This window comes from Deinococcus carri, assembly GCF_039545055.1.
Classification (GTDB): Bacteria; Deinococcota; Deinococci; order Deinococcales; family Deinococcaceae; genus Deinococcus; species Deinococcus carri.
On record NZ_BAABRP010000003.1, the window covers coordinates 205,001 to 229,850 of the forward strand.

A 24,850-nucleotide genomic window follows, 5' to 3' on the forward strand; every position below is an offset into this window, starting at 1 on the left:
GCCTGAAGGAGAAGGTGCTGGGTGCCCGCCGCGCCGGCATCAAGCACATCATCATGCCCAAGGCCAACGAGGCCGACCTGCGCGACATCCCCCTGCACCTGCGCTCGTCGATGCGCTTCCACCCCTGCGAGACGGTGGAGCAGGTGCTCGACGTGGCCCTGGTCGGCGGCCTGGCGGCCCTGGAAACCCCGCGTGACGGCACCCCCGCCGGTGTCGCCCCCGCGGCCCCCGCCAAGCGCAAGCCGGCCCGCCGCAGCCCCGGCGCAAGCGCTTAAGCGTAGTCGCCTCTTCCCTCCCCATTACCCAGCGGTGGTGGGGAGTTTCTTTTGCAGAAGGCGGAAGGCAGATGGCAGAAGGCTATCAACGCTTCAGCAACAGCAGGACTTGCCTTCAGCCTTCTGCTTTCGGCTCTCTGCCTTCTGCCTTATCCTGACCCCATGACCGTGCCGCTGACGTTCCTGGTCGCCAGTCCCCACCTGCGCGGCAGTCTGTTCGAGGGAGCCGTGATCCTGCTGCTGGAACACGACGAAACCGGGGCGATGGGCCTGCTGGTGACCGCGCCGCTCCAGCAAAGCGTCACCGAACTGCTGCCGGACCTGCCGGGGGGCGGCTCGGGCAGCGTGTGGGCAGGTGGCCCGGTGGAGCCGGGTGTGGGCTGGTGCCTGTACCGCACGCCGCTGAACCTGGAGGGCGAGGTGCGGCTGGCCGAGGGCCTCCTGCTCACCAGCAGCCTGGACGTGCTGCAAGCGGTGGCGGCGAGCGGGCAGCCCTTCATGCTGCTGTTGGGCTATACCGGCTGGGCACCCACCCAGCTCGCGGAAGAGGCCCGCGAGGGCACCTGGCTGTGGGTGGAACAGGACACGCCGGACCTGCTGTGGGACGTGCCCACGCAGGAGCGCTGGCAGGCCGCCCTGGACCGCCTGGGTGTCAAGCCGGGGACCATCATGCCGGGGGGCGCACAGGCCTGAGCGGGAGCTGGCCCAAGCCGGACTTGCACACCCGCGGGGGTCATGCTACTATCCCTCTCGCGCCGGAAACGGCCGCACACAAGGTATTCGGCAGTAGCTCAGTGGCAGAGCATCCGACTGTTAATCGGACGGTCGTTGGTTCGACCCCAACCTGCCGAGCCAGAAGAAAGCCCCCGCACAGGCGGGGGTTTTTGCTTGCCCGGACAGGACAGGTCCCGCCACAATACACCTGTTGGGGGTCCCCCGTCCCAGAGACATTCGCCACCTGGACGGCCCGTACAGTGCCGATGTGAAATTCAGGGTTGCTTCTTTCCTTCTTGCCTCTCTTCTCGGCTTTGCCAGTGCCTATCCCGTTGAAACAGGGGGCGAGACACCCGTTCAGATGGACAAACCGACCCAGGATCTGATCAACAGGGCGGCCGTGTCCTACAGCAAAAAGGGCTGCCGCGACGGCTACGTCGTCCGCGAGATCAGCCCGGCCACCCTCGGTGACCTCGAAAAGCTGAACGCCACCTACAACGGGCAGACGGAGCTGATTCAGCAGCGGGGAGGAAGTGTGCGGAACAGCTTCGACAAGGAAAAGCTGCTCTTTCAGTCCTACACTGCACCCAAAACCGGCAAGGATACGTTTTTCATGGCCCAACTGATAGAAACCAAGGGACGCGGCCGTATTCTGACCTACCTCTGCAACCTGGGATAAGCAGGCCAGGTGCAGACAGCGCAGCGCGGCCTTTGTCGGCCGCGCTGCGGCCCTTTTTCAGCGCCGACCCCATGCCCCGCCTTCCCCAGGGCCGTTCAGAAAAAAGAAAAGGAGGAGAGGACCGACATCCTCTCCTCCACGCGGCCACGGAAGCCGCCGGCTTGACTCAGAAGCGGAACTTGATGCCCGCCACGATGGAGCTGATGCTCAGGCCGCTGCCGTTGAAGTAGTAGTGCTGGCGCGCCTCGCTGAAGACGGCGAAGCGGTCGGTCAGGCGGTAATCGACGCCCACGAGCAGCTCGCTGAAGGTGCTCTTGATGTCGAAGTTGTAGCCGCCGCCCGCACCGAGGATGCCGTCGGCCCGGCCCATGGTGGCGCGGTAGGTGGCGATCCCGCTGATGCTGTTGCCGGGCGTGCTGCCCGTGACCTTGATGTCGCCCGTCACACGCACCCCGAAGCCGCCGATCAGCGCGTCGTTGCCGACCATGACGCGGGCCATCGAGCCGACGTTGTTTTGCAGAATGCCGTAGTAGGCCGCGCCGATGTAGTTCCCGTAGCGGAAGGGAGCCACCGGGGGCACATAGGAGTCACCCTTCTCGCCCCGTTCACCCCGCTCGCCCTGCGGCCCCTGGGGTCCCGCCGGTCCCTGGGCACCCTGCGCCCCGGCAGGCCCCGCCGGACCGGCCGGTCCCTGCGGACCGACCTCGCCCTGGGGACCCTGTGCCCCGGCAGCCCCGGCTGCCCCAGCAGTGCCCGCCGGGAGGGCTTGCAGGGCCGTGTTCAGCTCAGCAATCTGCGACTGGAGGGCGGTGATCGCCTGCTGCTGGGCCGCGACCTGCGCGCGCAGCTCTTCCAGACCGCTCAGGGCGTCTTGCAGGCCCTGGCGGAGGGTGTCCAGCTCAGCGGGGTTGAAGGTGGTCTGCCCGCTGGGAAGCTGGCTGATCACGCGCGCGAGCACCTGCGCCACTTCCTGCCGGGTGATCGGGCTGCACCAGTTGAAGGTGCCGTCGGGGTAGCCGATGAAGTAGCCGCGCTGGGTCACCAGATCAATGGCCGCCTTGGCCCAGGTGCCCGGCGTGCAGACGGCCATCGGCGCAGTCGTTACCGGCATCACGCGGGGCATGACCGGGGCGGGCGTGGGCTGGGCAGCCGGGGCGGGTGCGGGGGCGGGAACAGGCGCGGGTGCGCCGCCCCCCGCCAGAGCGCCCGAGCTAAGCAGCAACATTCCGGTAATCAGGGCCTTTTTCATACGTTCCTCCTAAGCATCTGATGAGCATCAGGTGATATGCAGCAACCTTACCTCATTTGGCACACTCAGGGCTTAGAAAGTGAAAGATTAAACCCAGCTAAATGTTCTGGGGCAAGAAGTCGTCAGATTTCCATCAGACTGGAAAGCTCTTTGAGCACCAGGTTGGCTTGAAAGCAAACTTTTCCACTGAGCACGGGGAACAGCAGGGGCCTCCCACTGCCCGCGTCGCCCGCCGTTAGCCTGGTCCGGTCCTGTAGGCTGCCTCCATGTGGGCTTCAACACGGGCAAGCCGGGTGCCAGGCAGTGTCTTCGCGCTGATGGACGCGGCCAAGGAAAGGGCGCGGTCCAGGGGCCTGAGCATCGTGGACCTGAGCATCGGTTCGAGTGACCAGACCCCACCAGATGCGGCCCTGGAGGCGCTGCGGGCCGCCACCCGCGACCCCGGCACCTACCGCTATCCCCTCTTCAGCGACACGCGCCCGCTGCGGGAGGCAGCGGCTGCGTATCTGCACCGGCGTTTCGGCGTGGGGGTGGACGCCGATGCCGAGGTGCTGCCGCTGATTGGCGCGCAGGAGGGCCTGGCACATCTGCTGCTGGCCGTGACCGATCCGGGCGACACGCTGCTGCTGCCCGACCCCTGCTATCCGCCCTACCTGGGGACGGCAGCCGTCGCGGGCCTCCAGGTGGTCACGCTGCCGCTGCTGGCCGAGCGCGGCTTTCTGCCCGACCTGGGTGCAGTGCCTCAGGACCTGAAACCCCGCGCCCTGCTGCTCAATTACCCCAACAACCCGACCTCGGCGGTGGCCGACGCCGCCTTTTTCCCGGGGGCCGCCGCGTGGTGCCGCGCGCGGGGCACGCTGCTGATTCACGACCACCCCTACGCCGAGCTGACCTTCGGGGGATACCGGGCACCGAGTGCGCTGGAAGCGGGGCTGGAGGGCGTGGTGGAACTGCATTCGCTCTCCAAGACGCACCACATGGGCGGGTTCCGGGTGGGCTTCGCGGCGGGGGACCGGCAGGCGCTGGCGGCCCTGGCCCGCGTGAAGGGCGCGGTGGACTTTCACCCGTACCTGGGCATTCAGCAGGCGGCCGCCGTGGCGCTGGGCCTGCCGGACGAGGTGGGCCGGGCGGGGGCGCAGGTCTTCCAGCAGCGGCGCGACGCCCTGGTGCCCGCCCTGCATGCCCTGGGCTGGGAGGCGGCGCTCCCGCAGGCCAGCATGTATGTCTGGGCCAGGGTGCCCGGCCTGACGAACAGTGTGGCCTACGCCGTCCGCGCCGCCGAGACGACCGGGGTGGCTCTCAGTCCGGGCCGCGCCTTCGGGGAACGGGGCGAGGGCTTCGTGCGCTTTGCGCTGGTGCAGCCGCCCGAGGTGCTGGCAGAGGCCGTGCGGCGGCTGGCCGGAGTGCCCGTGCAGGAGCCAGAACAGCTCCTCGCACCCTGACGGGCCAGCGAAAGAGGAACCGCCCCAGCCGACGCCCCCTCTCCCCTGACCCCTAAAACCTAACGCCTAACCCCTCCCCCTCACACCGCCTCCGTCGCCGCCAGCCGCTCCAGCACCGCCGGGTCTTCCAGCGTGCTGGTGTCGCCCTGAATCTCCTTTCCGGCGGCAATCTGGCGCAGGAAGCGGCGCATGATCTTGCCGCTGCGGGTCTTGGGCAGTGCGTCCGCGACGATGATGGCGTCGGGGCGGGCCAGCGCGCCGATTTCCCGGCTGACGTGGGCGCGGAGGTCCTGCGGGTCCACCTCTGCGCCACTTTGCGGGAGGACGAAGGCGACCACGCTCTCGCCCTTCACCTCGTCGGGGCGGCCCACGACGGCGGCCTCCGCGATAGCGGGATGGGCGACCAGGGCCGACTCGATCTCCATCGTGCCCAGGCGGTGGCCGGAGACGTTCAGCACGTCGTCCACGCGGCCCACCACCGTCACGTAGCCGTCGGCGTCGCGGCGGGCACCGTCCCCGGCAAAGTAGACGTGGGGAATCTCGCCCCAGTAGGTCTTGCGGTAGCGTTCGTCGTCGCCGTACACCGTGCGGAGCATGGCGGGCCAGGGCCGCTTGATTACCAGCAGTCCGCCCTCGTCGGGGCCAAGTTCCTCGCCCTCGCGGGTCATGATGGCGGGTTCGACGCCGAACATCGGCAGGCCCGCGCTGCCGGGCTTGCTGGGGTGCGCGCCGGGCAGGGTGGTCAGCATGATGCTGCCCGTCTCGGTCTGCCACCAGGTGTCCACCACCGGGCAGCGCCCCCCGCCGATGACGCGGGCGTACCACATCCACGCTTCGGGGTTGATGGGTTCGCCCACCGACCCCAGCAGGCGCAGGCTGCTCAGGTCGTAGCGCGCGGGCAGGGCATCGCCCTGGCGCATGAAGGAGCGGATGGCGGTCGGCGCGGTGTACAGGATGGTCACGTGGTGCTTCTGGATCAGGTCCCAGAAACGGCCCCAGTCGGGGTGGTTGGGCGCGCCCTCGTACATCAGAACCGTCGCGCCGTTGAGCAGGGGGCCATACACGCTGTAGCTGTGGCCCGTGACCCAACCCACGTCGGCAGTGCACCAGTAGATGTCGTCCTCACGCAGGTCGAAGACGGTCCCCGTGGTGAGGTAGGTGCCCACCATGTAGCCGCCCGTCGTGTGCTGCACGCCCTTGGGCTGACCGGTGCTGCCCGACGTGTACAGCAGGAAGAGGGGATGCTCACTGTCCACCGGTACGGCCTCATGCTCGTCGCTCGCGGCAGCCAGCGCCTCGTGCCACCACAGGTCGCGGCCCGGCTGCATGGGCGGGTGGGTGTTCGCGCGGTTCACCACCAGCACCCTTTCCAGACCGGGGGCCAGGGCGGCGGCCTCGTCGGCGTTGGCCTTGAGGTTCACCAGTCCCCCGCGCCGCTGCCCCGCGTCGGCGGTGATCAGCAGCCTGCTCTGCGCGTTGTTGATGCGGTCGGCCAGGGCACTGACGGAAAAGCCGCCGAACACCACGCTATGCACCGCCCCGATGCGGGCGCAGGCCAGCATGGCGATGGCCGCCTCGGGAATCAGCGGCAGGTAGAGGGTCACGCGGTCGCCCTGTTGCACGCCCAGAGCCGTCAGGGCGTTCGCCGCCCTGTTGACCTCGCGCAGCAGCTCCGCGTAGGTGTAGGTGCGGACCTCACCGTCCTCGCCCTCCCAGATGATGGCCGTCTTGCCCCCCAGGCCGCGTTCCACGTTGCGGTCGAGCGCGTTGTAGGCGATGTTCGTCTCGCCGCCCACGAACCACTGGGCATGGGGTTCCTGCCAGTCGAGCACCCGCTCCCAGGGCTTCATCCAGGTCAGTTCGCCCGCCACGTCGCCCCAGAAGCCCTCGGGGTCGTCGAGGCTGCGGCGGTACATCTCCTCGTACTGCTCGCGCGTGATGCGTGCCTGCGCCGCGAACTCCTCGCTGGGGGCAATCACGCGGCTCTCGTGCAGCATGTTGTCGATATGGTCGGGCGCGGCGTGGTCGGACATGAAACACCTCCGGATGGGGGGGAGAACGCTGGAAAGGCGCGTCTGGGACGGTGGCCGGGTTGTGGTTGCCATCTACTCTAGCGCCGGGAAAAGGGGCGGTGCGCCTGTCGTGACGGCGGGGAGACTGAACCAGGTCCAGGCCACCGCGAGAACACAACCCCCGGCACGGGGCCGGGGGCTGCGCAGGCTGGCGGCGGAAAGCTGGCGGCTGGCCGCTCCTCAGTCGTGCGCCGCGACCGTCCCGTCCGTCCCAGCCCCCGTGTAGGCGCGGAACTGCATCTCCTCGAAGGCCTGCTCCGCGCCCTCGTTGCGGCGGGAGGCCCCCACCATCGTGCCCAGGGCGGCGAACAGGAACCCGGCGGGAATGGAGATGATGCCGGGGTTTTCCAGCCCGAACAGCGGCGCGGCCTGGATGGGGTGGCGGCCGGTGGTCTTCTCGGGCGGGTCGATGCCCATGATGTTGGGGCTGACGGCGATCAGCGCCAGGCAGGTCAGGATGCCGCCCACGATGCCCCAGATGGCCCCGGTCGCGTTGAACCTGCGCCAGAACAGCGTGAACAGAATGACCGGCAGGTTGGCGCTGGCGGCGATGGCAAAGGCCAGCGCGACCAGGAACGCCACGTTCTGCGACTGTGCCAGCAGCCCCAGCAGGATAGCGATGATGCCCACGGCGACGGTGGCGAGCCGCGCGACCCGGAACTGCTCGGCCTCGCCCGCCTGGCCGTGCTTGATGACGCCGTTGTAGATGTCGTGGGTAAAGGACGTGCTGGCCGCGATGGTCAGGCCCGCGACCACCGCGAGGATGGTGGCGAAGGCCACGGCGGTCACGAACGCCAGGCCGAACTCGCCGCCCAGTGTGCCCGCCCCACCGAAGAGGGCCTGCGCCAGCAGCGGCGCGGCCATGTTGCCCGCCGCGTTCGCCTCGGTGATCGCGCCCTTGCCGACCAGCACGTTGGCGGCGTTGCCCATGAAGGCGGTCATCACGTAAAAGGCCCCGATCAGCACCATCGCCCACACCACGCTCTTGCGGGCGTCCTGCGCGGTGGGCACGGTGTAGAAGCGCATCAGGATGTGCGGCAGGCCCGCCGTGCCCAGCACCAGCGCCAGGCTGAGCGAGATCAGGTCGATGGGGTTCTTGTACTTCAGACCCGCGCCCAGGAAGTCCGCGCCGTTTTTTGCCTCGGCGGCCCCCAGCAGGTTGGAGAAGCTCCAGCCGAAGCGGTTCAGGATCAGCACGGTCATTACGACGGTGGCGAACATCAGGAGCGCGGCCTTCACGATCTGCACCCAGGTCGTGGCGAGCATGCCGCCCACCACCACGTAGATGATCATCAGCACGCCGACGAGCGGAATCGCCACGCTGGCTTTCAGGACGCCGCCCGACAGCAGACTGATCAGCGACCCGGCCCCCACGACCTGCGCGATCATGTAAAAGGCGCTCACGACGATGGTGCTGATCGCCGCGTAGGTTCGCACGCGGGGGTCACGCAGGCGATAGACCAGCATGTCGGCCAGCGTGTACTTGCCCAGGTTCCTAAGCGGCTCAGCCACGATGAACAGCACCGTCAGGTAGGCGATAAACCACCCCACCGAGTACATGAAGCCGTCGTAGCCGTTCAGGGCGATCAGACCCGTGATGCCCAGGAAGGACGCCGCGCTCATGTAGTCCCCGGCGATGGCGATGCCGTTCTGGGTGGCGCTGATGCGTCCGCCCGCCACGTAGAAGTCGCTGGCGCTGGTGTTGCGTTTGCTGGCCCAGAAGGTGATGCCCAGCGTGATCGCCACGATGAGGGCCGCGAGCAGGAAGGTCATAGCTGCGCCTCCCGCGCCAGCCGGTCGAACTGCCGCGCCCGCACCACGTAGATGGCGGCCATGATCCAGCCCATGGCGAACTCGGCGAAGGCAAACACGTACCCGAAGGTCACGTTGCCGAACACCTTGGTCGCCATCAGCGGCTTGTTGTACCCCGCCATGATCGGCAGCAGGAAGTACAGCACCAGAAACGTGACCGACATGATCAGGGTAAAGCGGTTGCGCTCGGCCACCAGCTGCTGATAGGCCGCGTTGCCGCGCGGGGGGGAGCCTGACTGAACACGGGATACGGTCATGCGGGCCTCCTGATCCAGGGTGCACGAAAGGGCGATGACGGTCTGCCGGACGGGGCTGCTCCTACGACGACCTGGTTGTGATGTGGTCTTTTCCAGAGTAGGAGTCCCTTAACGTGAAATCAATACACTCGGTTCAACATTTGTGTTCCTGGCTCCTCCACGGCAGAGACAGGGGGACGGAATCTGTATCAGTTCGCCAACGCGGCGGCGCGGCGCGGGTATGGTAGGGAGGTGCTTCTCGACCGGCTGGGCCGTCCCCTGCGTGACCTGCGTATCAGCGTGACCGACCGCTGCAACCTGCGCTGCACGTACTGCATGCCGGCCGACGTGTTCGGCCCCGACCACGCCTTCTTGCCCCGCGCCGAACTGCTGACCTTCGAGGAGATCGAGCGCCTGGCCCGCACCTTTGTGGCCCTGGGCGTGCGCAAACTGCGGATCACCGGGGGCGAGCCGCTGCTGCGGCGTGACCTGCCGGACCTGATCGCGGCTCTGGCCCGCCTGAAAGGCGTGGAGGACATCGCCCTGACCACCAACGGCCTGCTGCTGCCCCGCCTCGCGCCGGACCTCAAGGCGGCCGGGTTAAACCGCGTAACGGTCAGCCTCGACAGTCTCGATCCGGAGGTGTTCGGGCGGATGAACGGCCTGAACGTCCACCCCCAGCGGGTGCTGGACGGTATTGAGGCGGCGTTGCGGGCCGGGCTGGGTGTGAAGGTGAACACGGTGGTGCAGCGTGGCGTGAACGACGCGGGCCTGCGCGAGCTATGGCTGGCGCTGCGCGAACAGGCGGTGGTGCGCTTCATCGAGTTCATGGACGTGGGCAACCACAACGGCTGGAACATGGATTCGGTGGTGCCCTCGCGCGAGGTGCTGGCCCGCCTCAGTGCCGCTGGGGAAGGGGCGGACGGCACGGGGGCCGAGTTCCGGCCGGTGAACCCCAACTACCGGGGCGAGGTGGCCGCCCGCCACACGGACGCGGAGGGCCACGAGGTCGGCCTGATCAGCAGCGTCACCGCGCCTTTCTGCGGCGACTGCTCGCGGGCGCGGCTCTCGGCGGTGGGCGTGCTGTACACCTGCCTGTTCGCGGGAACCGGCACCGACCTGCGCGCCCCCCTGCGCGCCGGGGCCAGCGATGCCGAGTTGCGCGACCTGATCGCGGGGGTCTGGAGCCAGCGGCGCGACCGCTACAGCGAGGAACGCGGCGAGGTAACGCGGGAGCACAAGGTCGAGATGTCGCACATCGGGGGTTAGGGCGGGGCGCAGAAAGGTTGCCGCCTTTTGGCAACCTTTCCGAGCGAAGCGAGTCACGCAAAAAGGGCGGCGCGCAGTGGAGTGGTCGCCTGAGACATGCGGCAACGCAACGGAGCGCTGTCCTAGGGCGCAGCGCAGGACACCGACCGGAGCACCGGCTCCGGGGGCTGTCTTGTTGTCTCAGGACAGGTAACAGCAGGGGCCACCTTGTGTACCCCGGACACAAACCCTAAGATGGGCGTCCAAAGGCCCCCGCGCCCTTGGGGGGTCCGGAGGCACGCATGGCGAAGTACCCGCTGATCAAGACGACTCTGAAAGACCGCCTGCTGGGAGGCCACTACCCCGAAGGCCTGCCCCTGCCCAGCGAACCGCAACTGGCACGCGAATTCGAGGTTTCCCGCATGACCGCCCGGCGGGCCATCGACGAGCTGGAACGCGAGGGCTACGTGTACCGGGTGCAGGGGGCCGGGACCTTTCCCACCGGCAAACGCTTTCGCCAGGGCACCTTCCGGGTGCGGCCCTTCAAGGAATGGGCGCGGCACCCCGACCACCGCACGACGGTGCTGCGCGCCATGCAGATCGAGGCGACGCCCGAGATCGCCCACGTGCTTCAGCTTCAGCCCGGTGACCCCGTGACCTTTATCCACCGCCTGCGGATGGCGGGTGAGGAGGCCCTGGTCATCGAGAAACGCTATGTCAGCACCGCCATCGCGCCCGCGCTGCTCGACCACAACCTGAGCCTGGAAAGCATCCACGAGGTGATGGTCAGCCTGGGCGTGCCGCTGACGCGCGTCGAGCAGAACCTGGAGGCCGTCAACCTGCGCCAGGAGGAAGCCGACCTGCTGCGCGTGCCCCTGGGCACCGCCTCCTTCCTGCTGCGCCGCACCACCTACAGCGGCGCGCGGCGGGTGGCCTACGCGAACTACTGGGTCCGCGGCGACCGCTACGCCTTTCAGGACAGCTTCGAACCCTGAGGGGCGGCCAGTCGCCAGCTTCCAGCGACCAGTCCGGCAGGGGGCGTCAGGAGTCGGGGTTCGCCTGCCAGTCGGTCAGGCTGTAGACCGTCAGCACCGTGCCCGCGAGCGCCGCAAAGTAGGCCCGCTCGCGGGTGCCTTTCTGGAGGGCGGCCACCAGCAGCAGCGTGGGCACGCTGGCAAGTTCAATCTGGCCGTGGACCGGGAAGGGAATCAGCCGCCGGAGGCTCAGGGGGTAGTCGGTCAGGGCGCTCACACCCAGATACGAGGCCGCGAAGACATATGAAGCGGTCCGGGCACTTCCCTTCAGGTGCAGCAGCGAGGGAGCGGCCAGCATCGCCGCACAGGCGGCGTAGTCGATCACGCCGTGGATCCGGGGATGGATGGGTTTCATGCCCCAGCATCGGGGAGGACGGGGGGAGCCGGGATGACCGCCGGCCTAACCCGACGTTGACGCTTGGCCGGCCACCCGCGCCCCTCCCGCTCTTGACCCCCTCTCACTTTTGACGGGGTGCAATTTTGGACTCCAGGCGCTATATCTGGGGGAACATGGATTCGTCGTCGCTCCGGGAACGCCAGAAGGAACGTCGCCGCGCCCGCATCTACAGCGTGGCGCTCGACCTCTTTAAACGCGGCGGCTTTCAGGCGACCACCGCCACCGACATCGCGCGGGCCAGCAACGTCTCGCGCGGCACCTTCTTCAACTACTACCCCTACAAGGAAGCGGTGCTGCTCGACTACGGCAGCGAGGTGATGGACCGCCTGCGCGACAAGGCCGAGGCCCGCCTGCAAGAGGGCGTGCCGCCGCTGACCGTGCTGTACGAGGTCTGGGACGAGCTGGCCGAGGAAAATGGCCGCGAACGCGACCTCTTCCCGCCGCTGGCCTACGAGGTGATGAACCCCGACCCCGAGCGCGCCCGCACCGCCTACCAGGCCCTGCCGCTCAGCAAGGTGATCGAGCTGATTCTGAAACCGCTGCACCAGGCCGGGCAGATTCGGGGCGACCTGAGCCTTCAGCGCATCAGCAACCTGATCGCCGACACGTACCTGATGGTCGCGCTGCGCTGGAGTGCCTACGGCACCGACCGCACCTTGCAGGAGGAGACGCGCCTGGCGCTGAACCTGCTGCTCGAAGGTGCCCTGCGCCGCGACGACCCGCCCGTCCGCACGCCCTGACGGCTCCCGCCCGCCCATGACGCAGCCTGAACTCACGGTCGGCACGCCGAAGCACCACTGGCCCTTCAGCCGGGGGCTGGTGGTCGAGTCGCTGGTGAATGCGGGCGCGAGTGGCCCGGTGGCGGCGGCCATCGCGCGCCGGGTGGAGCAGCAGCTCCGGAACGCGCGGCGCTCACCGGTCAGCCCCGACGAGCTTCAGGCGCTGATGGTGGAGGTGGCGCGGAACGTCGCCGGGAACGAGATAGCCGGGGCCGCCGCCCGCCAGACCCCCGCCTTCGTGGACATTCCGGTGACGGCCAAGAAGGGCAACCTGCCCTTCAGCCGGGGCGTGCTGGCCCGCACGCTGGAAGACACCGGCCTGTCGCCGCGTGACGCCTACGGCACGGCGAGCACGGTAGATGTGCGGATGCGGCAAGCGGGCCTGCGCGAGATCAGCGTGCGCGACCTCGACGCCCTGACCGAGCAGACGCTGGCCGAGCGGTACGGCGAACACCTGCGCCTGACCTACCGCTTCCTGCAACGCAACCGGGGGCGGCTGGGGGTGGTCAGCGCGGCGGGTGGGGCACCGGTGCCCTTCAGCAAGGGGCTGCTGGTGCAGTCGCTGCTGGCCGCCGGGGTCGCGCCCGACGTGGCCCGCAAGGTGGCCCGCGTGACCCAGCGTGACCTGCGCGGCAGCGAGGACCGCCTGGTGACCCGCCAGGCCATCCGCGAGAAGGTGGAGGCCCTGCTGCGCGACGAGGTCGGCCCCGACATCAGCGCGCGCTACCGCCTGCTGCGCGTGATTCGCCGCCCGCCCCGGCCCCTGGTCGTGCTGCTGGGCGGCGTGAGCGGCACCGGCAAGAGCTACCTGGCCGCCGAGGTCGCCTACCGCCTGGGCATCACGCGGGTGGTGGGCACCGACGCCATCCGGCAGGTGATGCGGGCGATGGTGTCACCCGAACTGGTGCCCGGCCTGCACGCCAGCACCTTCAACGCCTGGGAGGCGCTGCTGCCGCCCGGCGAGAGCCGCCCGGAACATCCCACCCGCGCCGAACTGCTGGCGGGCTTCCGCGACCAGGTGCAGCAGGTCAGCGTGGGCGTGGGGGCGGTGGTGCGCCGCTCCATCGAGGAGGGCACCAGCCTGGTGCTGGAGGGCGTCCACCTGGTGCCCGGCTACCTGCGGGCCGGCGACTACGCGGGGGCGCTGGTCGTGCCGCTGCTCGTGACCCTCCCCGACGAGGCCGAACACCGCCGCCACTTCGAGGCGCGCGACGTGGAAACCGCCGCCAGCCGCCCCCTGCACCGCTACATGCGCTATTTCCGCGAGATTCGCATCATGCAGGACTACCTGGAGGAACTCGCCGCCCGCGAGGACGTGCCCCTCCTCGACGGCCTGACCCTCGACGAGAGCGCCGACCAGGCCGTTGATGTGGTCCTGCGCCGCGTGATGGCCGCCCTGACGCCAGAGGAGCGCGCCGCCCTGCTGGGCGAGCGGGAAGTGGGAAGCGGGTAGCAAGCTGCCAGCGGCCAGCCGCCAGCACGGGGATGAACGGCGCGCGAGGCCTGCCCCCGCCCTCCCCGACCCGCTGCAAGCAGCTCTCCGAGTTCCCCGCAAGGGGCTGAGTGCTGCCGATAAGTCTCTCTTGATGCTGTAGCGAAGGCTGGAAGGGTGTTGTCTGCGTTGAAGGGCACCGGGACGGCTGCGCCGTCCTCCCCCCTCTGCAAGCAGCTCTACGAGTCCCAACTTCCCCCGCAAGGGGGAGGAGCTAAAAGCGCCCCCACACGCCTTTCCCGTCTACGATACCTCCAAAGCCAAAGCTCCCGCCTCCCCAGTCTTTTCAAACTTTGGAGCGGCTGCCCAGGTCCCACCCCTCAAGCGGGCAGGCCTGGAAGACGAGCCGTTCGGGCCGCCAGGCCCGAGGCCGCCAGGTGGGCCGGGCATGGCGTGGAGGGGGAAACCGGGGCGAAGCCTGGCAAGCCTTCCAACGCCAGGAACCCCCTTGCCGAGCGCAGCGAAAAGCTCCCCCCTGCCCCCCGGTGGGGGGTAGGGGGGCTGGGGGGGCGGGGGGAAGCTCGCTACAAGATGCCCTGCCCCAAAAAACCCCCCCACCTCACAAGAGAGCCGCTACCGCCTCACCCGCCGAACCGCCGCCCGCAGTGCCCGCAGCGCCTCCGCGTCCCCCTGAGAACCGTAACGCGCAACCTGATAGGCCCGCACCGCCTCCGCGATGGCCGCCGCCTGAGCTGGATATCGTTGGCCCGCACGCACGCCATAGGCAGCGGCAGCCTCACCGGGAGCGCGAGGCAGACGCAGCCGGCGAGTGAGGTCGTCCAGCAACCGGGCGGCCGGGTCCGCGGGCCGGGGCTGCCGGGACACCAGCAGGGCGGGCACCAGCGCCAGCAGCAGCAGCACCCCACCAACCGCGAGATACAGCGGACCACCCACCCGGCCCACCCCCACCCGCGTCAGCAGGGCACGCTGCTGCGAACCGTCGTAGCCGGCGACCCAGGTGTTCCAGCGGTTCTGAAGGGAGTCCAGGCGCAGAGCCGCCCGGTGCAGCGGCGTGGCCGGCAGCGGCGCGGATGCGGCAGGCCGGGTGAGGGCGGTGGGCAGACCCGCACTCACGCGGGCGGGGGCGACGCTCGCGGTGGGGTCCACCCGCACCCAGCCCTGGCCGGGCAACCAGACCTCGGTCCAGGTGTGAGCATCCTGCTGGCGCACGATCAGGTAACCGCCGCCCGGATTCACCTCGCCACCCAGGTAGCCCCCCACGATGCGCGCCGGCACACCCGCTGCCCGCATCAGGAACGCGAAGGCGGAGGCGTAATGCTCGCAAAAGCCCCGCCGCGTGCCGAACAGGAAGGCGTCGATCCGGTCGCGCTCCGGCAGCGTGGGCGGCGTGAGGGTGTAGGAGAAGTTCCCGTTCCGCAGGAAGGCCAGCGCCGCCTCCACCCGTGCCCCCGGCGGCAGACCACGCCAGTTGGCGGCCAGTTCCAGCGCCCGCGGACTCTCGCCCGCGGGCAGGGCCAGGTCGAAGTTCAGGCGGTCGCTGCTCTCGCGCAGGCCCAGCCGGGCGGGGCGGCTCTGGAAGGCGTACCGGGTGCGGCTGGTGGGGGGCCGGAAGGTGACGGCCTGAAACGCGCCCGTCAGAAAGGCCCCCGGTGGCAGGGTGGTGGGCGTGTCGAGCGCCAGCAGCCACGGCTTGCCGTTCGGCTCCAGGGTGAGGGTGTAGGCCAGAGTGGGGCCGAACACCTCCACGCTGGGGGCCGGGCCGCGCACCCGCACCTGGGTCCAGCGCAGGCCGTCATAGGCCTCGTAGACCGGGCCGCGCCAGTAGCGTTCGGCGGGGGGCGGGAGGGCACCCGCGAAATCGGCCCGGAACGCGACGGCCTGACTCTGGGCCAGGCTGGCGAAGTCACCCACGCTGACCTGGTCGGCCAAGCCGGTGCGGGCGGCGTCCTGCACCGGGAGCTGCCACAGCGGCCCCTCGGGGCGGGGAAACAGCACGAACAGCAGCGCGGCGAGCGGCACCGCCTGAAGGGCCAGCGTGGCCGCCGCACGCCAGGCCTGCCGGGGCGCTTCCCTGTCCGCGTTTCCCGGCGTGGCCCAGACCCCCAGCGCGGCCAGCAGCAGCAGCACGCCAAGCCCCGCGTGGGCGGCCACCAGCGGTCCCTGCCCGAAAAAGAAATGCGTGAGAACCACGAACACGCCCAGCAGCGCCAGCAACCGCGCGTCCCGGCGGGTGCGCGTCTCGGCGGCCTTGAGCGCCACCAGCAGGGCCAGCAGCGCCGTGCCCGCGTCGCGCCCCAGCAGGGTGCCGTAGCGGGCGTAGAGCAGCGCCACGCCCAGGCCCGCCACGACCCCCAGAAGCACGGTGGGCGGCGCGGGCAGAGGCCGCCGCGTCCGCAGGGCGGTGTACCCCAGCACCCCCGCCACCAGCAACGTGACCCAGACGGGCTGCCGCAGCGCCCCCGGAGCCAGCGCGACCGCCAGCGCCAGCAGCGTGAAGCGCAACGGGGCACCGGGCAACAGGGCGGGCGGGGCCTTTTTGCGCGTTTCCATCGGTGCAGCAGGCAACGGCGGATACCCCGCCAGCGCCGCGAGCGCCCGCCGCGCGTGGCCCTCTCCCCCACCCACCGGAAGCGTCACGCCGGGCAGGGTCAGCGCGAAGGGGGTGCCGCTGCGCCGCGCCTGGCCCACCCAGGCGGCCAGGCGGGAGAGCCGCGCCTCGGGGTCCTTCAGGCCCGCGGTGTCGGCCCAGTCCAGCGCCAGCACCGTTCCGGCGGGGGCGTCCGTCTCGCGGGTGAGCAGGGTGCCGGTGCGGGCCGCGTGCCGCCACGACACCTGCCGGGGCGAGTCGCCCGGCACGTAGGCGCGCAGGCCACTGAACTCCTCGTCGCCGCGGGTGCGGCCCGTGCCCTCCCCGGCCAGCGGCAGGCGGCGGGGGGGCGGGGGGGGCGGGGCGACCTCGGGGGCCGGAAAGACGGTCAGCGGTTCCGGCACCGGCAGCGCCCGCACCACCTCCCAGAGGCCCAGCGGGTCGAACACCGCCACGAGGGGCCGCACCAGCGTGAGCCTTCCCCGCACCGGCGCGGGCACCGGCAGCGTGACGGTCACGGTCTGCCCCGCCGGAACGCGCACGGCAACCCCCCGCCGCACCAGCCCCACCCCAGCCCGCACCACGGCGCTCAGGGCCGCCCCGCCGCTGGTCACCCGCGCCACGAAGGCCGCCGGAGTGCCCGCGACCGCCTCCGGGGGGGCTTCCAGCGTGGCCCGGACCGCCCGCCCCCCACGGGTCGCGTGCGCGGCGGCCGCGACCCACACGCCCCCCAGCAGAAAGGTCACGGCGTAGCCCAGGCTCAGCGCGTAGTTGATGCAGCCCACCAGCGTGACCACAATCAGGCCCAGAAAGGCCAGCCCCAGCCGCGTGGGTCGCAGGCTGGCCGTCGTGGGGGCCGGAACGCCTCCCCTGTCCGGGTCACGGCTCAAGACCCACCGCCCTACGGAATCGGCGTCTCGGCCAGAATCCGCGCCAGCACGTCCCCCACGGGGGCGGCCGGGTCGCGGGTGGGCAGGCGGTGGGCGGCCAGCGCGGGAAACACGGCCTGGACATCCTCCGGCAGCACCATCGGGCGGCCCTCCAGAAAGGCCCAGGCCCGCCCTGCGGCCAGCAGCGCCAGCAGCGCGCGGGGACTCAGGCCCGCGGCCAGCGCCGAATGCTCGCGGGTGGCGCGGGCCAGCAGTTGCAGGTAGTCCAGCAGGGCGGGGGCGGCGTGAACGGCGTCCACCTCGCGCTGGGCGGCCAGCAACAGCGGGGCATCCAGCACGGCGGGCAGGTCGCGCACCGCCTGGGTGCGGCCCCCCGTTTCCAGCAGCGTCCGCTCGGCGCGGGGGTCGGGGTAGCCCAGCGTGACGGTCAGCAGGAAGCGGTCGAGTTGGGCCTCGGGCAGCGGCGACGTGCCCACGAACGCGGCCGGGTTCTGGGTGGCGATCACGAAAAAGGGGTCGGGGAGGGGCCGGGTCACGCCGCCCTCGCTGACCGTGCGTTCCTCCATCGCCTCCAGCAGCGCCCCCTGGGTCTTGGGCGTGGCGCGGTTGATCTCGTCGGCCAGCAGCACCTCGGAGAAGATGGGGCCGGGGTGGTAGCGAAACTGCCCCTCACCCGCGTCCCAGATGCTGATGCCCAGCAGGTCGGCGGGCAGCAGGTCGCTGGTGAACTGCACCCGGCGAAAGCCCAGGCCCAGCGTGCGGGCCAGCGCGTGCGCCAGCGTGGTCTTGCCCACCCCCGGCTGGTCCTCGATCAGCAGGTGCCCCCGCGCCAGCAGGCAAGCCACCGCCAGCCGCACCTGCACTGGCTTGCCCAGAATCACCCGGTCGAGCTGCGCCAGGGCACGCTGCACCGCCCCCGCGCTGGAAGCGGCATGAACCGGGGCAGAGGCCGCGTGGCGCGTCATGGGGCCAGCCTAGCGGCGCGGCTCTGACAGAACTGCGACAAGGAGCGGGTTGGAGGCGGACCAGAGGGATGAGAGGAAAAAGAAGCGCCTGTACCTCATACGGGATTAAGTTGATTCGCCGACATCAAGATGGCTTGCCTACCCCCTCTCCCCCTGCGGGTGACTCGTAGAGCTGCGGAGCAGAGGGCTGGGGAGAGGGGGCGACCGGGCAGCTTGCACGTCTCCCGGATGCAAGGACTCATTTTAATCTCGTATCACTCCACTACCGCGCCGCCTCCACCCCGGCTGCCTCCTCCCCGCGCCGCTGCGGCAGCCTCCGCGTGGCGAGCCAGGCCCCCAGCCACGCCCCGGCCAGGTCGAAGAACCAGTCGGTGATGCCGGCCTCGCGGCCCGGCACAAAGGCCTGATGCACCTCGTCCAGCGCGCCGAACCACACGGCCAGCACCAGCGCGAGGCCGCAGCGTCCGGTGGCGCGGCCCAGGCAAAAACCCAGCGTCAGGTACGCCGTGAAGTGCGCGGCCCAGTCGAGGGGATGCACCAGGGGCGGGCCGGGCGTGTCGGCCGAGGAACTCAGCCACCAGATGACGGCCATGACCAGCAGGGCGGGAAGCCACCAGGCCGGCCTGCTGCCCAGGCGCGTCAATGGCCCGCGCTCCCGTGTGCCCCGGCGGGATGTTCCACGAGTTCCATCAGGGTGCCCGCCCCCCATTTAGGATGCAAAAAGGCCACCCGCGTGCCCGCCCGGCCCGGCGAGGGGGTGTCCGACAGGAAGCGCGCGCCCGACGCCCGCAGCCGCGCCATCTCGGCCTCCAGGTCGGTGACGCGGTAGGCGGTGTGGTGCAGCCCCGGCCCGCGCTTTTCCAGAAATCCGGCGATGGGGCTGTCGGGCCGGATGGGGGCGAGGAGTTCGATCAGGGTTTCCCCCACCACGAAGGCGCGGACGCGCACGCCCTGCGCGGCGACCTCCTCGTCGGGTCCCTCGGGGGTCAGGCCCAGGGCGGTGTACGGCGCGGACCCCAGATCGAGGTCGGGCGTGGCGATGGCGACGTGATCGAGCAGCGTGACCGTCATGGGTCTCAGGGTAACGGGCGCACCGCCTGGCGTTCACGTTTGTGGGCGTACATCCGCACGTCGGCGGCGCGCAGGGCCGCCGTCGCGCCTGGTGCCTCGTGGGGGACGACCACCACGCCCAGCGAGGCCGTCACCGGGTAGCCCAGCGCCTGCACGTGCCGCTCGGCCTCCTCCACCCGCGCCCGCATGGCCCGCACGGCCTCGCCGGGGTCGGCGGGCCACAGGTCCAGCAGGGCGTACTCGTCGCCGCCCAGGCGGTAGGCGGTCAGTCCCGGTGCCCCGAGCTGCCCGGCGAACTCGCGCAGCAGATCGTCGCCGCTGGCGTGACCGCGCTCGTCGTTCACGCGCTTCATGCCGTCGAGGTCCACCACGCCCAGCACGTAGCCCAGATGCTGCCCGGCCAGGCGGCGGTCGGCCTCGTCCAGCGCCTCGTCCAGCGCGCGGCGGTTGCCCAGGCTGGTCAGGGCGTCGGTCAGGGCCGCATTTTCGAGCATCTGCACGTGTTCGGCGCGTTCGAGGGCCACGCCCACCGTGCGGGCGGCCTCCTCCAGCAGCGCGCGCTCCTCCGGGGTCCAGGGAGCAGGTTCGCCCAGGCGGACCAGGAACAGCAACGAGTGGGGGTCCCGCCGCGCGCCCGGCCTGCCCACCTGAAGGGGCAACCAGGCGACACTCCGCAACCCCGCGTCCCGCAGGTGGGGGCAGGGGTCGTGCGCCAGATAATCGTCGAGAAACACCCGCCCCTGCCCCGACAGCGCCGCCGCCAGCGGACTGTCCTCCAGCGTGAGCCGCTCCTCGAAGGTGGCGGCAAAGGCCCGGCTTCTTTCCGGCTCACTGGCCGGGTCGCTGGTATGGGCACTCAGCACCCGCGGGCCGTGCGGCGTGAAGTCCAGCAGGGCCGACCAGTCCAGCCGCATCCGCTCGTGCAGCAGGTTCAGGGCGCGGCAGGCCATGTCCCGCGGTTCCAGCGGCTCGTTCATCAGCTCGGCCAGGTCGCGCAGGTCACGGGCCTGATCGCGCGCCCGCGTCAGCTCCTGGGTGCGCAGCCGCAGTTCCAGCTCGCCCATCACCAGCCGCGCCAGCAGCCGCAGCGTCTCGACCTGCTCCTCCCCGAAGGGCCGCGGGTGGTCGTCGGTCACGCACAGGGTCCCCAGAGCGTGACCGTCCGGCGTGAGCAGCGGCGCTCCAGCATACAGCACCACCTCGCCCGACTGCACCAGCGGATGGGCGACAAAACGCGGGTCCCGGCGGGCGTCGGGCACCACCAGCACTTCCGGCGTCAGGATGGCCCAGGCACACACCGAATCCGCGCGGGGCACGTCGCCGCGCTCCGCCCCGATACAGGCCCTGCTCCACTGCCGCTCGGCGTCCAGCAGGTTCACGGCAGCGAACGGCACCCCCAGCACCTGCGTCGTCAGGCGGGTGATACGCTCAAAGGCATCCTCACCGGGCATCTCCAGCACCCTGTAGCGGACCAGCGCCGCCAGGCGCGCGGCTTCATCGGGGGGCAGGGGAGCGGCAGACACGGCCCCAGGCTAGCCGATGCCCTCTCAGAGCCAGATGACAATCACTGATAGGAACTTTAGGGCAAGGGTCAGAAAGCGTGGGGAGAAAAGGGCCTCCCTGTGGCCGACGGGGCCGGTAGAGCGGGCTGGGCCGGACGGGGAAGGGAGCCGCCGGGCGGTCAGCCAGCGCACTTGGAGGCGGTCCGTCCCGGTCAGGTCCAGCGTCAGGCTGGCCTTCCCCGTGCCCAGGCACCCCTGCGGTGCGGGCGGCCGCAATGCGTACAATCAGGCCGTGATTCTGATCACCCTCCTGGCCGTGCTGGTGTCGTACCTGATCGGCTCGGTTCCCGCTGCCGCCTGGCTGGCCCGCACGCGCGGCGTGGACATTCGCAAGGTCGGCAGCGGCAACAGCGGCGCGACCAACGTGCTGCGCTCGCTGGGCAAGGGTCCGGCGCTGGCCGTGGCCGTGTTCGACATCCTCAAGGGCGCGCTGAGCGTGTGGCTGGGGCGGGCGCTGGGCCTCGACCCAGCCCTGGCCGCGCTGTGCGGCGTGGCCGCCGTGATCGGGCACAACTTCAGCCCCTTTCTGGGGTTCCGGGGGGGCAAGGGGGTCGCCACCAGCTTCGGGACCATCACCGCGATTGACCCGGTGATCGGGGCCGGGGCCTTTGTGGTGGGCGCGACCTGCATGTGGCTCACGCGCTTTGTCAGCGCGGGCAGCATCCTGGGTGCCCTCACCGCCGTGACGGTGGCGTTTGCCCTGGGCCGCCCCGGCTGGCTGCTGCTCACCGTGACCTTCCTGGCGGCCCTGCTGACCTGGCAGCACCGCGACAATATCGCCCGCCTTCAGGCCGGAAAAGAGCGGCGGCTGGGCGATCCGAAGTAGCGCCGGCCCCCTTTTGCGCTTCCCTCTCCGGAGCTTGCGCTATGCTGGGCGCGTCACCACAACGGACAAGCCCAGGCGGTGGTCAGCCCGTCTGGCCCGGGAGCCAGCCATGCCCGTCAGGATTCGGATTTATGGTCAGGAAGCCACCTTCTCGCGGGGCTGCTGGACCTGTGACGACGACAGTCTTCAGGCCATGCTCGAAGCCCTGGCCGACCCCCGCGCCCTCAGCGAGGAGGCCGAGCGCACCCACGCCCTCTACGCGGCCGGAAGATTCGGCGGCCACATCCTCAGCGGCGAGATCTGGGAACCCGCCCCCCACCCCGAGGCGGAAATCAGGCTCACGGACTTCGCCCCCGCCCGGCAGCCCGAGCGGGCGGGCTGGCTGTCGTTCATGCGCCGCAGGAAGTAGCAGTGGCAAACCGTCTAACGGTCTGACGGTCGAACCGCGCAGAAAGATGGATGAGGTTCTGGGCCGTTCGCGGTCAGACTTTTTGACCGTTCGACGCTCCTGACCCTCCTGCCTGCTGTCCGCAGGAGGCCCCATCTAAACCGCCCCCTTGACCCCCGGCCCCCTGCCGGGTACCTTGCCCCTATGCGCCGCCACACGACCATGACTCCGTGAGGGCGGCTGATGCACAGGCCGCCCGCGAAGCCCCGCGTGGCGGCTCTTTTCTTTTCAGGGCCAGGGAGGCACAGGGATGCGCGTAGCGATTGTGGGAGCCACCGGGGCGGTCGGACACGAACTCTTGCGGGTGCTGGAAAGCAGCACGCTGAAACTGGACGAACTGCAACTCTACGCCAGCCCGCGTTCGGCGGGGCTGAAGCTGCCCTTTGCCGGGCAGGAACTGACGGTGCGCGCCACCCCCGAGGGAGCCATCGACGCCGACGTGATTCTGGCCTCGGCGGGCGGCTCCATCAGCAAGGCGTTGGCCCCGGCCTGGGTCGCGGGCGGCGCGGTCGTGATCGACAATTCCAGCGCCTTCCGCTACGAGCCGGACGTGCCGCTGGTTGTGCCGGAGGTGAACGGCGAGGCGGCCCTGCGGCACAGGGGCATCATCGCCAACCCCAACTGCACGACGGCGATCGCGGTGGTGGCGGTCGCGCCCCTGCACCGTGCCTACGGCGTCAGGCGCATGATCGTCAGCACCTACCAGGCCACCAGCGGCGCGGGCCAGAAGGGCATCGAGGAACTGCTGGAGGGCACGCGGGTGGAGCTGGCGGGCGGGGAGCCGCAGGCCGAGGTCTTCGCCTACCCCATCCCCTTCAACGTGATTCCGCATATCGACAGCTTCCAGGACAACGGCTACACCAAGGAGGAGATGAAGGTCGTCTGGGAGACCCGCAAGATCCTGGGCGACGACTCGCTGAGCATCAGTTGCACCGCGGTCCGCATCCCCACCCTGCGGACCCACAGCGAGGCCATCACGCTGGAGCTGGAGCGGCCCGCCACCCCCGACGAGGCCCGCGAGCTGCTGAGAAAGGCCCCCGGCGTGGAGGTGCGCGACGACCCGGCGGCGCGGCTCTACCCCATGCCCCTCACCGCCACCCGCAAGTACGACGTGGAGGTGGGCCGCATCCGTTCCTCGCTGGTCTTCGAGGGCGGCCTGGAGCTGTTCGTGGCAGGCGACCAGCTTCTCAAGGGCGCGGCCCTGAATGCCGTGCAGATTGCCGAGTACCTTCAGGAGAAGGGGGCGCTGCGGGGGCGGGTCAGCGGGTAAGCGGCAGAAGGCAGAACGCGGAGGGCAGAAGGCCAGCGGGGGAGCGTCCCGTTGGCCTTCTCTCTTTTGGGGCAGACTGGGGGCATGAGGACGCCCTCTCCCCTGCCGCCCCGGCCTCCGCGCAAGCGCTCGCCGGTGGGCCTCGCGGCGCTGCTGGCCCTGCTGCTGGTGGGCGGGGAGTGGGTGCAGGAGCTGACCGACCAGTTCGCGTTCGGGGGGGCACTGGACCAGTACGGCATCGTGCCGCGGGACCCGGGCAGCCTGCCGCATGTGCTGACGGCCCCCTTTCTGCACGTGGGCTTCGGACACCTGATCGCCAACACGGTGCCGCTGGCGGTGCTGGCCTTTATGAGTGCCCTGCGCGGGGTGGCGCGTTTTCTGGCGGCGACGCTGGTGATCGTGGTGCTGGGCGGCGTGCTGGTGTGGCTGTTCGGGCGCGGGGGCAGTTCCCACCTGGGGGCCAGTGAACTGGTGTTCGGCTACCTGGCCTACCTGATCGGCGTGGGCTGGTGGGAAAGGACGCCCGCGGCCATCGCAGTGGCGATCCTGGCCCTCTTTCTGTACGGCGGGGCGCTGTGGGGCGTGCTGCCAACCAATCCCGTCATCTCCTGGGAATCGCACCTGTTCGGCTTCGTGGCGGGCCTCGTCGCGGCGGCGCTGCTGCACCGCAAACGTCCACCGCGCGGCGGTCAGGTCAACCCATACTCGCCCCGTTCCAGATTCTGACGTACACGCTCCACCAGCCGCGCCTGTTCAGGCCAGAACAGCGGCGGAACGGCCTTTAGCACGGGCCATTCCAGGCGGAAGCCCGTTTCCAGCGGCCTCTCCCCCACCTCGTCCGTCAGGCCCAGGAAATAGCGCGTGACCTGCCAGCGGGTCCGGGCGTAGTTCTGCCGTTCCAGCACCCCCAGGTCGGCCACCAGCCGCACCCGCGCCAGCCCCGCCTCCTCGCGCAGTTCGCGGTGCAGGGCGGCCTCATGCGTCTCGCCGGGTTCCAGCCCGCCCTTGGGAAGCTGGCGGTATTCGCCCGGCTCCACCACAACGGCGACGCACCAGCCCCCGCCCTCCCGCCTGAGCACCACCGCGCCCCCGCTGGCCCGCTCGGGCAGTCCCTCAGGGCGGACAGACCAGGTGCCGTCTGGCGGGGGAAGCGTCATCTTCGGGCCATCTGCCTTCTGCCTTCCGCCTTCAGCATCCTCACAGTGTGACCAGCCCGTCCGGTGCCACCAGCAGGGCCGACAGCTCGGCCTGGGGCGCTTCCCGCACCTCCACCTCACCCGCGAAGTTCAGGTGGTCCAGCAGGGTCCGCAGCCCATCGGGGTCGGGGGTGCCCAGGGTCAGGCGTTCGAGACGCACCCCCGCGTCGGGGAGGCGCGTGGCCACGGGCGGCGTGTGCCAGGCAATCAGACTGGGGACCACGCCGCCCGGCAACCGCCCGTCCTCCGGCACGGTCAGCGTCCAGCGGTTCTGACCGCGTGACAGGTCCAGGGCCTCCCCGAAGGGCGTGAGGTCGAGGCCCGCGAGGTCCGGCACGCGCGCGACCCAGTGAATCAGGCGGGGGCCGTCTTCCAGCTCCTCGCGCACCTCGGGCGTGTCCAGGCCGAACCAGCGGGGGCGCGGTGGGGCGGGGGCCTGGGGATTGACCGCGATGACCTCCAAATAGGTGTCCGGCCCCAGCGACAGCAGCGCGTTGTGGGTGCCGAACTGTTCGTGTTCGCCGCCGGGCTGGAGGGGCACATTCAGGCGGCCCTCCAGCCACGCGCGGCCCTCGTCCAGGGTGCGGGCGGCGATGACCAGATGGTCGAGCGTGGCAGGAACGGGGATGGTCATGGGCGCAGGGT

At 70.3% G+C, this 24,850-nt stretch carries 24 protein-coding genes and 1 tRNA gene (1 of these 25 only partly in view); 13 read left to right on the forward strand and 12 right to left on the reverse strand.

The window, feature by feature from the left end; genetic code table 11:
* The 4 genes from lon to ABEA67_RS07290 form a co-directional block, all read left to right on the forward strand.
* Positions 1-275 carry the 3' end of an endopeptidase La gene (lon, locus tag ABEA67_RS07275; RefSeq protein WP_345463099.1) on the forward strand. Its footprint begins 2,194 nt before the window's first position, so the window shows 275 of its 2,469 coding nt (coding positions 2,195-2,469); the start codon falls outside the window, past its left edge; the stop codon is at positions 273-275.
* A gap of 162 nt (positions 276-437) precedes the next feature.
* Positions 438-968, forward strand: a complete 531-nt coding sequence (locus ABEA67_RS07280; RefSeq protein ID WP_345463101.1) for a YqgE/AlgH family protein — start codon at positions 438-440, stop codon at positions 966-968.
* Positions 969-1,055: 87 nt separating this feature from the next.
* Positions 1,056-1,130, forward strand: a tRNA-Asn gene (locus ABEA67_RS07285).
* A 127-nt stretch (positions 1,131-1,257) separates the two neighbouring features.
* Positions 1,258-1,668, forward strand: a complete 411-nt coding sequence (locus tag ABEA67_RS07290; RefSeq protein ID WP_345463103.1) for a hypothetical protein — start codon at positions 1,258-1,260, stop codon at positions 1,666-1,668.
* A gap of 166 nt (positions 1,669-1,834) precedes the next feature.
* Here ABEA67_RS07290 and ABEA67_RS07295 read toward each other — a convergent pair whose 3' ends face one another.
* Complete coding sequence (locus tag ABEA67_RS07295; RefSeq protein WP_345463106.1) at positions 1,835-2,917, reverse strand: S-layer homology domain-containing protein; 1,083 nt, start codon at positions 2,915-2,917, stop codon at positions 1,835-1,837.
* 266 nt (positions 2,918-3,183) lie between these two features.
* Between ABEA67_RS07295 and ABEA67_RS07300 the strand changes: the two genes are divergently transcribed.
* On the forward strand, positions 3,184-4,359 hold the full coding sequence (locus ABEA67_RS07300) for an aminotransferase class I/II-fold pyridoxal phosphate-dependent enzyme (protein WP_345463109.1): 1,176 nt from the start codon (positions 3,184-3,186) through the stop codon (positions 4,357-4,359).
* Between the two features lie 80 nt (positions 4,360-4,439).
* Here ABEA67_RS07300 and acs read toward each other — a convergent pair whose 3' ends face one another.
* The 3 genes from acs to ABEA67_RS07315 form a co-directional block, all read right to left on the reverse strand.
* Positions 4,440-6,392: an acetate--CoA ligase gene (acs, locus tag ABEA67_RS07305; protein WP_345463111.1), complete on the reverse strand. Its 1,953-nt coding sequence runs from the start codon at positions 6,390-6,392 to the stop codon at positions 4,440-4,442.
* Between the two features lie 219 nt (positions 6,393-6,611).
* Positions 6,612-8,204 carry a solute symporter family protein gene (locus ABEA67_RS07310; protein WP_345463113.1) on the reverse strand — a complete coding sequence of 531 codons (1,593 nt, stop codon included), beginning with the start codon at positions 8,202-8,204 and terminating at the stop codon, positions 6,612-6,614.
* Entirely contained in the window at positions 8,201-8,500 is a 300-nt protein-coding gene (locus tag ABEA67_RS07315) for a DUF485 domain-containing protein (protein WP_345463115.1), read from the reverse strand. The genes ABEA67_RS07310 and ABEA67_RS07315 overlap by 4 nt, the downstream gene beginning before the upstream one ends.
* A gap of 231 nt (positions 8,501-8,731) precedes the next feature.
* On the opposite strand from ABEA67_RS07315, the gene moaA reads away from it, so the two are divergent.
* Entirely contained in the window at positions 8,732-9,748 is a 1,017-nt protein-coding gene (gene moaA / locus ABEA67_RS07320; RefSeq protein ID WP_345463118.1) for a GTP 3',8-cyclase MoaA, read from the forward strand.
* 281 nt (positions 9,749-10,029) lie between these two features.
* Positions 10,030-10,722: a GntR family transcriptional regulator gene (locus tag ABEA67_RS07325; protein ID WP_345463120.1), complete on the forward strand. Its 693-nt coding sequence runs from the start codon at positions 10,030-10,032 to the stop codon at positions 10,720-10,722.
* A 46-nt stretch (positions 10,723-10,768) separates the two neighbouring features.
* On the opposite strand, the gene ABEA67_RS07330 is transcribed toward ABEA67_RS07325, so the two are convergent.
* Positions 10,769-11,116: a hypothetical protein gene (locus ABEA67_RS07330; RefSeq protein ID WP_345463123.1), complete on the reverse strand. Its 348-nt coding sequence runs from the start codon at positions 11,114-11,116 to the stop codon at positions 10,769-10,771.
* A gap of 155 nt (positions 11,117-11,271) precedes the next feature.
* Here ABEA67_RS07330 and ABEA67_RS07335 point away from each other — a divergent pair, with 155 nt between their 5' ends.
* Together ABEA67_RS07335 and ABEA67_RS07340 are read left to right on the forward strand one after the other, a co-directional pair.
* On the forward strand, positions 11,272-11,898 hold the full coding sequence (locus ABEA67_RS07335) for a TetR/AcrR family transcriptional regulator (RefSeq protein WP_345463126.1): 627 nt from the start codon (positions 11,272-11,274) through the stop codon (positions 11,896-11,898).
* Positions 11,899-11,914: 16 nt separating this feature from the next.
* Positions 11,915-13,390: an ATP cone domain-containing protein gene (locus tag ABEA67_RS07340; protein WP_345463128.1), complete on the forward strand. Its 1,476-nt coding sequence runs from the start codon at positions 11,915-11,917 to the stop codon at positions 13,388-13,390.
* A gap of 612 nt (positions 13,391-14,002) precedes the next feature.
* Here ABEA67_RS07340 and ABEA67_RS07345 read toward each other — a convergent pair.
* From ABEA67_RS07345 to ABEA67_RS07365, 5 genes are all read right to left on the reverse strand, one after another.
* Positions 14,003-16,867, reverse strand: coding sequence for a transglutaminaseTgpA domain-containing protein (locus ABEA67_RS07345; RefSeq protein ID WP_345463130.1), 2,865 nt, complete (start codon positions 16,865-16,867; stop codon positions 14,003-14,005).
* 11 nt (positions 16,868-16,878) lie between these two features.
* A complete protein-coding gene (locus tag ABEA67_RS07350; protein WP_345463133.1) occupies positions 16,879-17,832 on the reverse strand; it encodes an AAA family ATPase in 954 nt (317 codons plus the stop codon).
* 262 nt (positions 17,833-18,094) lie between these two features.
* Positions 18,095-18,424: a VanZ family protein gene (locus ABEA67_RS07355; protein ID WP_345463208.1), complete on the reverse strand. Its 330-nt coding sequence runs from the start codon at positions 18,422-18,424 to the stop codon at positions 18,095-18,097.
* A gap of 47 nt (positions 18,425-18,471) precedes the next feature.
* Positions 18,472-18,903: a VOC family protein gene (locus tag ABEA67_RS07360; RefSeq protein ID WP_345463135.1), complete on the reverse strand. Its 432-nt coding sequence runs from the start codon at positions 18,901-18,903 to the stop codon at positions 18,472-18,474.
* Positions 18,904-18,908: 5 nt separating this feature from the next.
* The gene (locus ABEA67_RS07365) at positions 18,909-20,426 is read right to left on the reverse strand and encodes a sensor domain-containing diguanylate cyclase (RefSeq protein ID WP_345463138.1); all 1,518 of its coding nucleotides are present in this window, start codon (positions 20,424-20,426) and stop codon (positions 18,909-18,911) included.
* A gap of 271 nt (positions 20,427-20,697) precedes the next feature.
* On the opposite strand from ABEA67_RS07365, the gene plsY reads away from it, so the two are divergent.
* The 4 genes from plsY (at position 20,698) to ABEA67_RS07385 (ending at position 23,735) form a co-directional block, all read left to right on the forward strand.
* Positions 20,698-21,291, forward strand: a complete 594-nt coding sequence (gene plsY, locus ABEA67_RS07370) for a glycerol-3-phosphate 1-O-acyltransferase PlsY (protein WP_345463141.1) — start codon at positions 20,698-20,700, stop codon at positions 21,289-21,291.
* A 109-nt stretch (positions 21,292-21,400) separates the two neighbouring features.
* Positions 21,401-21,700 carry a hypothetical protein gene (locus ABEA67_RS07375; protein WP_345463144.1) on the forward strand — a complete coding sequence of 100 codons (300 nt, stop codon included), beginning with the start codon at positions 21,401-21,403 and terminating at the stop codon, positions 21,698-21,700.
* Between the two features lie 289 nt (positions 21,701-21,989).
* Positions 21,990-23,009 carry an aspartate-semialdehyde dehydrogenase gene (locus ABEA67_RS07380; protein WP_345463147.1) on the forward strand — a complete coding sequence of 340 codons (1,020 nt, stop codon included), beginning with the start codon at positions 21,990-21,992 and terminating at the stop codon, positions 23,007-23,009.
* Between the two features lie 84 nt (positions 23,010-23,093).
* A complete protein-coding gene (locus tag ABEA67_RS07385) occupies positions 23,094-23,735 on the forward strand; it encodes a rhomboid family intramembrane serine protease (RefSeq protein WP_345463150.1) in 642 nt (213 codons plus the stop codon).
* Here ABEA67_RS07385 and ABEA67_RS07390 read toward each other — a convergent pair.
* Together ABEA67_RS07390 and ABEA67_RS07395 are read right to left on the reverse strand one after the other, a co-directional pair.
* A complete protein-coding gene (locus tag ABEA67_RS07390; RefSeq protein WP_345463152.1) occupies positions 23,699-24,166 on the reverse strand; it encodes an NUDIX domain-containing protein in 468 nt (155 codons plus the stop codon). The genes ABEA67_RS07385 and ABEA67_RS07390 overlap by 37 nt on opposite strands.
* A gap of 40 nt (positions 24,167-24,206) precedes the next feature.
* Positions 24,207-24,839 carry a VOC family protein gene (locus ABEA67_RS07395; protein WP_345463155.1) on the reverse strand — a complete coding sequence of 211 codons (633 nt, stop codon included), beginning with the start codon at positions 24,837-24,839 and terminating at the stop codon, positions 24,207-24,209.
* Positions 24,840-24,850: the final 11 nt, after the last annotated feature.

Coding starts and splice junctions, on each gene's coding strand:
- ABEA67_RS07310 (WP_345463113.1), bottom strand. CDS start 8,204: ATGACCTTCCTGCTCGCGGCCCTCATCGTGGCGATCACGCTGGGCATC.
- ABEA67_RS07280 (WP_345463101.1), top strand. CDS start 438: ATGACCGTGCCGCTGACGTTCCTGGTCGCCAGTCCCCACCTGCGCGGC.
- ABEA67_RS07295 (WP_345463106.1), bottom strand. CDS start 2,917: ATGAAAAAGGCCCTGATTACCGGAATGTTGCTGCTTAGCTCGGGCGCT.
- ABEA67_RS07385 (WP_345463150.1), top strand. CDS start 23,094: ATGAGGACGCCCTCTCCCCTGCCGCCCCGGCCTCCGCGCAAGCGCTCG.
- ABEA67_RS07360 (WP_345463135.1), bottom strand. CDS start 18,903: ATGACGGTCACGCTGCTCGATCACGTCGCCATCGCCACGCCCGACCTC.
- ABEA67_RS07340 (WP_345463128.1), top strand. CDS start 11,915: ATGACGCAGCCTGAACTCACGGTCGGCACGCCGAAGCACCACTGGCCC.
- ABEA67_RS07380 (WP_345463147.1), top strand. CDS start 21,990: ATGCGCGTAGCGATTGTGGGAGCCACCGGGGCGGTCGGACACGAACTC.
- ABEA67_RS07315 (WP_345463115.1), bottom strand. CDS start 8,500: ATGACCGTATCCCGTGTTCAGTCAGGCTCCCCCCCGCGCGGCAACGCG.
- ABEA67_RS07350 (WP_345463133.1), bottom strand. CDS start 17,832: ATGACGCGCCACGCGGCCTCTGCCCCGGTTCATGCCGCTTCCAGCGCG.
- ABEA67_RS07330 (WP_345463123.1), bottom strand. CDS start 11,116: ATGAAACCCATCCATCCCCGGATCCACGGCGTGATCGACTACGCCGCC.
- ABEA67_RS07300 (WP_345463109.1), top strand. CDS start 3,184: ATGTGGGCTTCAACACGGGCAAGCCGGGTGCCAGGCAGTGTCTTCGCG.
- ABEA67_RS07325 (WP_345463120.1), top strand. CDS start 10,030: ATGGCGAAGTACCCGCTGATCAAGACGACTCTGAAAGACCGCCTGCTG.
- ABEA67_RS07335 (WP_345463126.1), top strand. CDS start 11,272: ATGGATTCGTCGTCGCTCCGGGAACGCCAGAAGGAACGTCGCCGCGCC.
- ABEA67_RS07395 (WP_345463155.1), bottom strand. CDS start 24,839: ATGACCATCCCCGTTCCTGCCACGCTCGACCATCTGGTCATCGCCGCC.
- acs (WP_345463111.1), bottom strand. CDS start 6,392: ATGTCCGACCACGCCGCGCCCGACCATATCGACAACATGCTGCACGAG.
- ABEA67_RS07355 (WP_345463208.1), bottom strand. CDS start 18,424: ATGGCCGTCATCTGGTGGCTGAGTTCCTCGGCCGACACGCCCGGCCCG.
- ABEA67_RS07375 (WP_345463144.1), top strand. CDS start 21,401: ATGCCCGTCAGGATTCGGATTTATGGTCAGGAAGCCACCTTCTCGCGG.
- ABEA67_RS07390 (WP_345463152.1), bottom strand. CDS start 24,166: ATGACGCTTCCCCCGCCAGACGGCACCTGGTCTGTCCGCCCTGAGGGA.